This window comes from Microbispora sp. NPDC046933, assembly GCF_040644635.1.
GTDB lineage: Bacteria > Actinomycetota > Actinomycetes > Streptosporangiales > Streptosporangiaceae > Microbispora.
The window spans coordinates 91,204-101,545 of the sequence record NZ_JBEYWW010000034.1 but is presented as its reverse complement, the minus strand read 5'-3'; the positions used below and the strand labels follow the sequence as shown (position 1 = coordinate 101,545).

General features: G+C 72.2%; 10 protein-coding genes. 6 read left to right on the top strand and 4 right to left on the bottom strand.

The annotated features are described in order from the left end of the window. Nucleotides 1-143: 143 nt before the first annotated feature. Nucleotides 144-890 carry an FCD domain-containing protein gene (locus tag ABZ857_RS34920; RefSeq protein WP_357051986.1) on the bottom strand — a complete coding sequence of 249 codons (747 nt, stop codon included), beginning with the start codon at nt 888-890 and terminating at the stop codon, nt 144-146. 129 nt (nt 891-1,019) lie between these two features. Between ABZ857_RS34920 and ABZ857_RS34915 the strand changes: the two genes are divergently transcribed. The 4 genes from ABZ857_RS34915 to ABZ857_RS34900 all read left to right on the top strand — a co-directional run bounded on the left by ABZ857_RS34915 (nt 1,020) and on the right by ABZ857_RS34900 (nt 5,169). Next, the gene (locus ABZ857_RS34915) at nt 1,020-2,072 is read left to right on the top strand and encodes an ABC transporter ATP-binding protein (RefSeq protein ID WP_357051971.1); all 1,053 of its coding nucleotides are present in this window, start codon (nt 1,020-1,022) and stop codon (nt 2,070-2,072) included. 47 nt (nt 2,073-2,119) lie between these two features. Then, nucleotides 2,120-3,352, top strand: coding sequence for an ABC transporter substrate-binding protein (locus ABZ857_RS34910; protein WP_357051968.1), 1,233 nt, complete (start codon nt 2,120-2,122; stop codon nt 3,350-3,352). An 88-nt stretch (nt 3,353-3,440) separates the two neighbouring features. Further along, nucleotides 3,441-4,310 (top strand): ABC transporter permease, encoded by an 870-nt coding sequence (locus ABZ857_RS34905; RefSeq protein WP_357051965.1) that lies wholly within the window; start codon nt 3,441-3,443, stop codon nt 4,308-4,310. Between the two features lie 58 nt (nt 4,311-4,368). Continuing rightward, the gene (locus tag ABZ857_RS34900) at nt 4,369-5,169 is read left to right on the top strand and encodes an ABC transporter permease (protein ID WP_357051962.1); all 801 of its coding nucleotides are present in this window, start codon (nt 4,369-4,371) and stop codon (nt 5,167-5,169) included. An 18-nt stretch (nt 5,170-5,187) separates the two neighbouring features. On the opposite strand, the gene ABZ857_RS34895 is transcribed toward ABZ857_RS34900, so the two are convergent. The 3 genes from ABZ857_RS34895 to ABZ857_RS34885 are packed head-to-tail and all read right to left on the bottom strand — an operon-like array spanning nt 5,188 to nt 8,038. Next, on the bottom strand, nt 5,188-6,288 hold the full coding sequence (locus tag ABZ857_RS34895; protein WP_357051958.1) for an aminotransferase class V-fold PLP-dependent enzyme: 1,101 nt from the start codon (nt 6,286-6,288) through the stop codon (nt 5,188-5,190). Continuing rightward, nucleotides 6,285-6,740, bottom strand: a complete 456-nt coding sequence (locus tag ABZ857_RS34890) for a Rid family hydrolase (RefSeq protein WP_357051956.1) — start codon at nt 6,738-6,740, stop codon at nt 6,285-6,287. Before ABZ857_RS34890 ends, ABZ857_RS34895 begins: the two co-directional genes overlap by 4 nt. After that, nucleotides 6,737-8,038 carry an aspartate aminotransferase family protein gene (locus ABZ857_RS34885; protein WP_357051953.1) on the bottom strand — a complete coding sequence of 434 codons (1,302 nt, stop codon included), beginning with the start codon at nt 8,036-8,038 and terminating at the stop codon, nt 6,737-6,739. The genes ABZ857_RS34890 and ABZ857_RS34885 overlap by 4 nt, the downstream gene beginning before the upstream one ends. A 114-nt stretch (nt 8,039-8,152) precedes the next feature. Between ABZ857_RS34885 and ABZ857_RS34880 the strand changes: the two genes are divergently transcribed. Further along, nucleotides 8,153-8,998, top strand: a complete 846-nt coding sequence (locus ABZ857_RS34880; protein WP_357051983.1) for an IclR family transcriptional regulator — start codon at nt 8,153-8,155, stop codon at nt 8,996-8,998. 59 nt (nt 8,999-9,057) lie between these two features. Next, entirely contained in the window at nt 9,058-10,332 is a 1,275-nt protein-coding gene (locus ABZ857_RS34875; protein WP_357051950.1) for an ArgE/DapE family deacylase, read from the top strand. Nucleotides 10,333-10,342 lie beyond the last annotated feature (10 nt).

Sequence of the window (10,342 nt, the reverse complement as noted above, 5' to 3'; positions counted from 1 at the left end):
GGGCAGGACGCAGGCGACGGCGGCGTCGCGGACCTCGCGCAGCGCCTCGAAGACGCCCTCGGCCGTCTCGCGCACCCGCGCCGCCGCCGCGGCGGCGTGGTCGTGCCCGGCCTGCACAAGTGACGCCGGTGTGCTCATGCTTCTTACTCCCGCAGCCGCAGCCGAAGCTCGATGAGGTGTCGTGTCGCGTCGAGCACGTGCCGCTCGGCGACGGCCCTGGCCTGCTCGCCGTCGCCGCGCTCGACGGCCCCGGCGATGGCGCGATGCTGTGCCGCCGTCTCATCGTGCCCGCTCAGGCCCTCGTGCGGAAGCCAGAGCAACGGTCCGATGTCAGCCTGTAACCGGATCTCCTCCTGAGTGAGGCGGGCCGACTGCGAGGCCGCCGCCACCTCGATGTGGAAGCGGCCGTCGAGCCTGCGCAGCCGCGCGCACGCCTCCCCGGCGGACCCGGCCGTCTCGGTGGATGCGGCGACGGCGTCCATCTCGTCCAGGGTGCGCCACAGGGGCGCGACGTCCGAGGGAAGCGAGCGCTCGGCGGCCAGCCGGGCCGCCGTCCCCGCGATGGCCGCGTAGTGGTCGCCGAAATCGCGCAGCTCGTCGGCGGCGAACGTGCGCAGCCGCGCCAGGGGGTCGAGCTCGGCGGGCAGGCGGACGAAGCTGCCGCCGCCCCGGCCGCGCCGCGTCTCGACCATCCCCTGCTGGCGCAGCGCCATGAGCGCCTCCCGCAGGGTCACGGTGGAGACGCCGAGCCTGCCCGCCAGCTCCGCCTCGCTGGGCAGCTGCTCGCCGTCGGCGAGCAGGCCGACCGCGATCGCGTCGGCGAGCCGCCGTACGACGGCGTCCACCCGGCCGGTGCTGTCCACCGGCGAGAAGACGGCCAGGCGGGCCATGTTCACGGTCGCACTCCTGTTCGCCGTCCGCGGCGGTTGACTCCGCGGAAGTGGACTCCGCGAAAGTTGACAACAGTGATACCGGATCGAGTCTTTACGCGAAACATTTAACTCCATATGTTTTAGGTCATGCCAGACCAAGCAGTCAGTCTCCGCGGCCTGCGCAAGAGCTTCGGACCGGTCGAGGCGGTGGCCGGGATCGACCTCGACGTCGCCGACGGGGAGTTCTTCGCGATGCTCGGGCCGTCCGGCTCGGGGAAGACGACCGTGCTGCGCATGATCGCCGGGTTCGAGTCGCCCACGGCAGGGACGGTCGAGCTGGGCGGGCGCGACGTCACGCGGCTCGCGCCGTTCGAGCGGGACGTGAACACGGTCTTCCAGGACTACGCGCTGTTCCCCCACATGAGCGTGCTGGACAACGTCGAGTACGGCCTGCGGGTGAAGAAGGTGCCCAAGGCCGAGCGGCGCGAACGGGCGCTCGCCGCGCTGCGCTCGGTGCGGCTGGAGGGCTTCGAGAAGCGGCGCCCGGCGCAGTTGTCCGGCGGCCAGCGCCAGCGGGTCGCACTGGCCCGCGCGCTGGTCAACCGGCCCCGCGTGCTGCTGCTCGACGAGCCGCTCGGCGCGCTCGACCTCAAGCTCCGCGAGGAGATGCAGGTCGAGCTGAAGGCGATCCAGCGGGAGGTCGGCATCACGTTCCTGTTCGTGACCCACGACCAGGAGGAGGCGCTGACGATGAGCGACCGGATCGCGGTCTTCAACCAGGGCGGGATCGAGCAGGTCGGCACCCCCGCCGAGGTGTACGAGCGCCCCGCCACCGCCTTCGTCGCCTCCTTCGTCGGCACCTCCAACCTCATCTCCGGCGAGGCCGCCCGGGCCGTGCTGGGCAGGGAGGGGACCTTCAGCGTCCGGCCCGAGAAGCTGCGCGTCGTGCTCGGCGAGGAGGAGACCGGCCCCGACGAGCACGAGGCGGCCGGAGTGATCCGCGAGGTGGTGTACGCCGGCCCGGCGACCCGGTTCGTCGTGGACCTGGACGCGGGCGGGCGTCTCATCGCCCTCCAGCAGAACCTGCAGGCGTCGTCCATGGACGTGACGGGCCTGCGCGGCGCCCGCGTCCGCCTCGTGTGGCACCGCCGGCACGAGTTCCCCATCGACGCCCCCGCCGAGCCGGTCGCCGCCGGCTGAGCTCCGCCACCGCGTCCACAGCACCATTCACAGCAAGGAGAACCACGATGCGGTCCCCCCGTCCGCGTTTCGCCAGGCCCTCTCTCGTCGTCACCGCCGCGCTGGCGCTCGCCGCCGTCGCGGGCTGCGGCGGCGGGTCGTCCCCCGCCACCGGCGGCTCGGGCGCGGCCCCCGGCGGCGGCGCCTTCACCCCGCCCAAGATCGAGGCCCTGAAGTCGCTCGGCGCCGGCGAGGGCCAGGTCAACCTGGTCGCCTGGGCCGGGTACGCGGAGGACGGCTCCAACGACCCCAAGGTCGACTGGGTCCACCCGTTCGAGAAGGCGACGGGCTGCACGGTCAACACCAAGACGGCCGGCACCTCCGACGAGATGGTCAACCTGATGAAGACCGGCGAGTACGACGCCGTGTCGGCCTCGGGCGACGCCTCGCTGCGCCTGATCGCCTCGGGCACGGTCGCACCGGTCAACACCGACCTCGTGCCGAACTACAAGGACGTGTTCGAGGGGCTGAAGCTCAAGCCGTGGAACTCCGTCAACGGGGTCCCGTACGGCATTCCGCACGGCCGCGGCGCGAACCTGCTCATGTGGCGCACGGACACGGTGAAGCCGGCCCCCGACTCCTGGGGCGTCGTGTTCGACCCGGCCTCGCCGTACAAGGGCAAGGTGACGGCGTACGACTCGCCCATCTACATCGCCGACGCCGCGCTCTACCTGATGTCGGCCAAGCCGGAGCTGGGCATCAAGGACCCGTACGCGCTGGACGACAAGCAGCTCCAGGCCGCGGTCGACCTGCTCAAGCAGCAGAAGCAGAACGTCGGCGAGTACTGGTCCGACTACACCAAGGCGGTGCAGTCGTTCAAGTCCGGCGACACGGCCGTGGGCACGACCTGGCAGGTGATCGCCAACCTGGTGGAGGCCGACAAGGCGCCGGTGGAGACGGCGCTGCCGAAGGAGGGCTCCACCGGCTGGTCGGACACCTGGATGGTCGCCGCGAAGGCCAAGCACCCCAACTGCGCCTACAAGTGGCTCGACTGGATCATCTCCCCCAAGGCCAACGCGCAGGTGGCCGAGTGGTTCGGCGAGGCGCCGTCCAACGCGAAGGCGTGCGCGGAGACCTCCGACAAGTCGTTCTGCGACACCTACCACGCCACCGACGAGGAGTACTTCTCCAAGGTCCACTACTGGACCACGCCGATCGCGCAGTGCCTCGACGGGCGCACCGACGTCACGTGCACCGACTACTCCGAGTGGACCCGGGCCTGGACCGAGATCAAGGGCTGAGCACTCCCCCGGGGGACGGCCGCCCGGCCGTCCCCCTCGGCCGCACGGAGAGAAGACGTACGGAGACAAGCCGCACGGAGAGAAGACGATGACGACCATCACCACGACGGCCGCCTCCCCCGGGATGCGGAGGCGGGCCGCCTCGTTCCTGCACCGGCACGCCGGGGTGCGGCTGTCGCTGCTGCTGTCGGCGCCCCTGGCCTGGCTGGGGCTGGCCTACCTGGGCGCGCTGGCCGCCCTTCTCGTCACCGCGTTCTGGTCGACCGACGTGTTCACCGGCGACGTGGTCAAGGTGTTCACCTGGGCCAACTTCACCGACCTGGTCACCGGCGAGGTCTACCGCACGGTCGCCCTGCGCTCGCTCGGGGTGGCGGCGGCGGTCACGCTGATCGACCTGGTGGTGGCCTTCCCCATGGCGTTCGCGATGGCCAAGCTCGCCTCACCGCGGGCCCAGCGCTGGCTGGTGATCGCCGTGCTCACCCCGCTGTGGGCGTCCTATCTGGTCAAGGCGTACGCCTGGCGGGTGATGCTGTCCTCGGACGGCCTGCTCGGCTGGGGCTACGGCCTGACCGCCACCGTGGTGACCTTGTCGTACCTGTGGCTGCCGTACATGATCCTGCCGATCTACGCGGGGCTCGAACGGCTGCCGAACTCGCTGCTCGACGCGGCCGGCGACCTCGGCGCGCGCGGGTGGCGGACGTTCCGCACGGTGGTCTGGCCGCTGACCTTCCCCGCCGCCGTGGCGGGGTCGATCTTCACGTTCTCGCTCTCGCTGGGCGACTACATCACCGTGAAGATCGTCGGCGGCAAGACCCAGCTCATCGGCAACGTGGTCTACGACAACATCGGCGCGGCCAACAACCTGCCCTTCGCCGCCGCCGTCGCCACCGTCCCCGTAGTGATCATGCTGGTCTACCTCGCGGCCGTACGCCGCACCGGCGCGCTGGAGAATCTGTGAGACAGCGATGCGAACGAACCGGAAGCGACATGGTTCGCCGGCCGGCGAAGGAGGCCCGGTGAACCTCTCTCGGACGTCCCGGACGCTGCTGCGGGCGGCGCTGGTGGCCGGCCTGGCCGTCGTCTACGTGCCGCTGGCCGTGGTGCTGCTCAACTCGTTCAACTCCGACCGGACCTTCTCCTGGCCGCCCGCCGGGTTCACGCTGCGCTGGTGGAGCGCCGCCTGGGGCTCGGCCGGCCTGCGCGACGCGCTGTGGACCTCGGTCCAGGCGGGTCTCGGCGCGACCGTGATCGCGCTCGTGCTCGGCACGATGGCCGCCTTCGCCGTGCAGCGCTACCGGTTCTTCGGCCGGGAGACGGTCTCGCTGGTGATCGTGCTGCCCATCGCCCTGCCGGGCATCGTGACCGGCATCGCGCTGAGCAACACCTTCCACACGGTGCTCGGTCTCCCCCTCGGGCTGCTGACCGTGATCGTCGGCCACGCGACGTTCTGCGTGGTCACCGTCTACAACAACGTGCTGGCCCGGCTGCGCCGCATGGGCCTGAACCTGGAGGAGGCGTCGGCCGACCTCGGGGCGGACACGTTCACCACGTTCCGCCTGGTGACGTTCCCGATGATGCGCTCGGCTCTGCTCGCGGGCGGTCTGCTCGCCTTCGCGCTGTCGTTCGACGAGATCATCGTCACCACGTTCACCGCCGGAGCCGGCGTCCGCACGCTGCCGATCTGGATCTTCGAGAACCTGTTCCGGCCCAACCAGGCGCCGGTGGTCAACGTGGTGGCCGCCGCGCTGATCCTGCTGTCGGTGATCCCGATCTACCTGGCCCAGCGCCTGTCCGGCGGCGACCCGCAGACCCACTGAGGCGACTCGTCCGCCGGACTACCCGGCCTCCTCGATCAGGAGGCGAGAGATCGCGTCGACCTCGTCGGCGGTGTTGTAGTAGTGAAAGCCGAAGCGGATCCGGTCGGCGGCCGCGGTGGCCCGCACGCCCCGGCTTCGGAGCCGCTCCAGCAACGCCCGCGGATCGACTCCTTCGGGGGGACGCAGTACGGCGATGTGCGAGGGCCCGTCGGCGGCGAGGGGCCGGTAGCCGGCCGCGCCCGCCCGCTCGCGCAGCCGGGCCGCGAGCCCCGTGGCGTGCCGGTCGACCTCCGCGGGGTCGAGCCGGGCCAGCACGTCGAGGGCGGCCACGGTGCCCGTCCAGGCCAGCCAGGCCGGTGACGTGTCCAGCCGGCTCGCGTCTGCGGCGGGCACGAGGTCGCCGCCGAAGTACGCCAGCGGCGCGCCGGTGGTGCGCCAGCTCTCCACCAGCGGCCGGACCGGGCCGAGGCGATCGGGCCGGATCGCGAGGAACGCCGAGCCGCGCGGAGCGAGCATCCACTTGTAGGCGTGCGCGACGAGGTAGTCCGGCCGGCACCGGACCAGATCCAGGTCGAGGACGCCGAGGCTCTGGGTGGCGTTGACCAGCAGCAGGGCGCCGACCTCGTCGCAGCGGTCGCGAAGGGCCGGCAACGGCAGCCGCAGCCCCTCGTGACTGGTCACGTGGCTGACCGAGACGACGGTCGTGCCCGGAGTGATCGCGGCGAGCAGGTCGTCCACCCGGAGCCCGTCGGGTCCGTGCGCCACCTCGGTCACGTCGTGGAACGGGGCCCAGGGACAGCGCGTGCTGCGGAAGTCCTCGGCGGACACCACCACCCGCCCCCGCGGCAGTGAGGCCGCCACCGTGGCGACGGCCTCCGACGCGGACCCCAGGGTGGCCACACAGCCGGGGTCGATCCCCAGCCAGGCGGCGAACCGCTCGCGGGCCCGACCGGCCGCCGCGTCCCAGGCGGTCCAGTCGAACGAGCCGTCCAGCCAGGAGTCCAGCGCCTCCGACAGGCTCCGTGCCACCGGGAGGCAGCCGAGCGCGGCGCCCGGGGTGTCGGCCCAGATCACCCGCCGCAGAGCGGGGAAGAGCGCGCGGAAGTCCTCCGGCGTCATCCCGGCACCACCGCGACCGAGGCGATCTCGACCAGCAGGTCCTCGCGGGCCAGCCCGGCCACCACGCACAACGAGTTGATCGGATAGTCCCCCTCCGGGAACCACTCGGCGAAGACCTCGCCGATGCCGCGGCGCACGCCGGGAAGCGCCTCCCGGCTCGCGACCATCGTGAACAGCGAGACCAGCCCCTCCCCCGGGGTCCCTCCGGCGTCCTCGACGACGGCGGCGATGTTGCGCAACGCCTGGACGGTCTGCCCGTACGCGTCCGGGGCGACCGTTCCGTCGGGGGCGTTGCCGACCTGCCCCGCGATGTGCAGGACGGCGCCCTCCGGTGAGACGCGCGCCGCGTGGCTGTACGCACCGAGGGGCGGGGCGATCCTGTCCGTGCTACGCCGCTCGACCAGCGCCGGCTTCCCCACGACGTCCTCCATGTCCCGCTCGCTTCCGCTCATACCGCCGCCATGGCGGCGATCTCCTCCATGACATCGGTCAAGATACGCAACGCCTCGTCGGCCTCCTCCTCGGTCACCGTCATCGGCGGCGTGACCCGCAGGACGTTGCCGAGCAGCCCGCCGCGGCCGATGAGCAGGCCGCGCGACCTGCACTCCTCGAGGATGCGCGCCACGAGGGCCGTGTCCGGCCGGGTGGTGCCGGGCGTGACGATCTCGACCCCGATCATCAGGCCCATGCCGCGGACCTCGGCGACGCAGGCGTGGTCCGCCGCGATGCGCCGCAGGCCGTCCCGCAGGCGGGCGCCGACGCGGTCGGCGTTCGCCTGGAGGTCGCGGTCCCTGATGACGTCGAGCGTGGCCACGGCGGCGGCGCAGGCGAGCGGGTTGCCGCCCGCCGTGGAGATGGAGTTGGCTCCCAGGCAGTCCATGAGGTCGCCCCTGGCGACCACGCCGCCCATCGCCACGCCGTTCGCGACGCCCTTGGCGAAGGCCATCGCGTCGGGGCGCACGCCGAACGCCTGGATGCCGAAGTAGGCCGCGCCCGTCCGTCCGAAGCCGGTCTGGACCTCGTCCGACACGAACAGGATTCCGTACTCGTCGAGCACGGACTTCATCTCGGCGAAGAAGCTCGGCGGCGGCGTGGCGAAACCGCCGGCGCCCTGCACGGGCTCGGCGATGAGACAGGCCACGTCGCCCGCGGTGGCGGTCTCGATGATCGTGCGCAGCTCCTCCTTGCACGCGGCGACGTACGCGGCGTCGTCCAGGCCCCGGAAGGGGCTGCGCAGCCGGTAGCCGCTGTGCACGTACGTGACGTTCAGCGGGCTCAGCGAGGTGGCCGACCAGCCCCTGATGCCGGTCGCGGCGACGGTGCCGAAGGATCGCCCGTGGTAGCTGCCGCGCAGGGCGAGGACCTGGTTCGAGCGGCGGTACTGGGTCGCGAGCAGCAGGGCGGTCTCGACCGCCTCCGTGCCGGAGTTCACGAAGAAGACCTTCGCGTCGGGGATGCCGCTCGCCGCCGCGATCCGCTCGGCGAGCTCCACCTGCCGCCGCACCAGGTAGAGCGTCGAGGTGTGCAGGATGCGGCCGGCCTGCTCCCGGATCGCCTCCGTGATCTCCGGGATGTCATGCCCCACCATCGTGGCGAGCAGGCCGCCGAAGAAGTCGAGGTAGCGCCGCCCCTCGCCGTCGAAGACGTGGCGCCCTTCTCCGCGTACGAGTTCGATGGGGTCCTCGTAGTAGAGGTTCATCCAGGACGGCATCACCGCGCGGTGGCGTTCGAGGAGTGGACGCGTGCCCATCGGGCGGCCTCCTTCTGGTGCGAGGGGAGACAGGTGCTGTCCGGTGGAGCGTAGGTGGCCGCGCCGCCCGGCATCCTTGCCGACGGGCGCGATTTCAGATAATCAAAGTCCGTGATGTCCGCTTCGTCCGATCACCTCGACGGGAAGTCCCCGAGCACCCTGTCCACCCTGACGAGGGGACTGGTCGTCTTCGCACTGGTCGCCGAGCACGGCGGAGAGCTGACCGCCCGCGACATCAGCGAACGCGTCGGCCTGAGCCTGGGCACGACCTATCACCTGCTCCGTACGCTGATCGCCGAGCAGTACCTCACCCGCCGCCGCGGCGGCAGGTACGACGTCGGGACGCGGGCGGCCGTGCTGAGCTGGCACGTCCAGCGACGCGCCGGCCCCGAGCCGGAACTGTCGATCATCCTGAAGGGGCTGCACAGCCGGACCAAGGAGACCGCCTACGTCTCGGGCTGGCGGAGGGGCGAGCTGACCCTCCTGCACTATCTGGCCGGCCCCCAGGCGATCACCGTCGGCAGGCTGGAGGTCGGGTTCCGGCAGTCCCTGCACGCGCGTGCCTCGGCCAAGGCGGTGCTGGCCAATCTGCCCAAGGAGCGCTGCGCCGAGATCGTCGACCGGCTCCCGTTCGAGCGGCTCACCCCGAACACCATCACCGATCCCGAGGCGTTCCACGTCGAACTCGGGCGCGTACGCCGGCGGGGCTACGCCCTGGACGACGAGGAGTTCGCTGTGGGGATCAGGTGCGTCGCGGCGGCCTTCTCCGGCCGGGACGGGCTCCCCGCCGGCGCCTTCACGATCTCCGTCCCCGCGGAGCGGTTCGCCCGGAACGAGCAGATGTTCATCCGCGAGGTCGTCCTGGCCGCGCAGACGGCGGGCACCCTGCTGCGGGAGGGACGGCTCACCCTTCCCCCCGACTCGGCACCGGATTTCAAATACTCGAAAACCCGCCGGTGACGGCGCGGCGAACCGGGCGTGGCCGCACATACTCCTCGGGCAAGACCTAGGAGGTACCCGTGAACGACACTCACGGACGGGCCACGCTCGCGCCGCGGTTCGCCGACTCGGTGCGCCACGCGGTCCAGGAGCTCGCCGACGAGCACCTGGAACTGCTGGCCGAATCCCTGCGCCGCGACACCTCGGGCGGCCACGAGGACCGGGTCGCCCCCCTCTACGAGGAGTATCTGCGTGATCGCGGCTGGCACGTCCGGCGCCAGGCCATGATCGAGGATGAGGTGCGGGACGCCGACGCCAGGCCGGGTGAGCGCTTCAACGTCATCGCCTCCCGGCCTGGGGCCCGCGGCCCGCGCGTGGCGCTCAACGGCCATATGGACGTGGTGCCGGCCGCGAACCCGGACGCCTGGACCCATCCCCCCTTCGCCGGCCGGCGCGTGGACGGCAAGGTCCACGGCCGGGGCGCCTGCGACATGAAGGGCGGCATCGCCGCGGGGCTGCTCGCCGTCGCGGCGCTCGACCGGGCCGGGCTCCGGCCACCGCTCGACCTGGTCTGGCACCTGGTCGTCGGGGAGGAGACCACCGGCATCGGTACGCGGGTCGCGCTGCGCGAGGGCCCCGCACCCGACGCGGCGGTCGTGCTCGAACCCACCGAGAGCCGGATCGTGCCGATCTCCTCCGGACTGCTCTTCTTCTCGGTCACGGTGCACGGCCGGACCGCCCACACCTCCGCTCCCTGGGCCGGTGAGGACGCCTTCGAGCGCCTGATGCGCGTCCGGCAGGCGTGGATCGAGCTGGCCGGGAGGCGGACGGCCGCCTACCGGCATCCGCTGTTCGCCCACCTGCCCTCCGCCATCCCGTTCGCGATCGGCACCGTGTCCGCGGGCGCCTGGCGGGCGGCCGTGCCGGACCTGGCCACGATGGCCGGACGGATCGGGCTGGCCCCGGGAGAGTCCGCGCAGCGGGTGCGGGACGAGTTTGAGGCCGCCGTCGCCGGCGTCGCCGCCGGGGACCCCTGGCTCGCCGAGCATCCCGTCGAGGTCGAGTGGGGGCACGAACTCCTCGGCTGGGAGACGCCGCGCGAGCACCCCCTGGTCGCGTCGTTCGCGTCGGGCCAGGAGGCCGTCGGCGCCGCCGCCCGCGAGCCGCTCGCCTTCACGGCCGGCTCCGACGCCGCCTACTACGGCGGGCGCGGCGTCCCCACCGTGATCTACGGCCCCGGCCGTACGGCGCTGGCCCACGCCGACGACGAGCACGTGACCGAGGCCGACGTCGTCGAGTGCGCCGCGGTGCTCGCCGTGGCGCTGGCGGACTACGCCGGGCGGGCCGCCGCCTGACTCCGGCGGG

Coding starts and splice junctions, on each gene's coding strand:
- ABZ857_RS34885 (WP_357051953.1), bottom strand. CDS start 8,038: ATGGGCACGCGTCCACTCCTCGAACGCCACCGCGCGGTGATGCCGTCC.
- ABZ857_RS34920 (WP_357051986.1), bottom strand. CDS start 890: ATGGCCCGCCTGGCCGTCTTCTCGCCGGTGGACAGCACCGGCCGGGTG.
- ABZ857_RS34895 (WP_357051958.1), bottom strand. CDS start 6,288: ATGACGCCGGAGGACTTCCGCGCGCTCTTCCCCGCTCTGCGGCGGGTG.
- ABZ857_RS34905 (WP_357051965.1), top strand. CDS start 3,441: ATGACGACCATCACCACGACGGCCGCCTCCCCCGGGATGCGGAGGCGG.
- ABZ857_RS34915 (WP_357051971.1), top strand. CDS start 1,020: ATGCCAGACCAAGCAGTCAGTCTCCGCGGCCTGCGCAAGAGCTTCGGA.
- ABZ857_RS34890 (WP_357051956.1), bottom strand. CDS start 6,740: ATGAGCGGAAGCGAGCGGGACATGGAGGACGTCGTGGGGAAGCCGGCG.
- ABZ857_RS34910 (WP_357051968.1), top strand. CDS start 2,120: ATGCGGTCCCCCCGTCCGCGTTTCGCCAGGCCCTCTCTCGTCGTCACC.
- ABZ857_RS34880 (WP_357051983.1), top strand. CDS start 8,153: ATGTCCGCTTCGTCCGATCACCTCGACGGGAAGTCCCCGAGCACCCTG.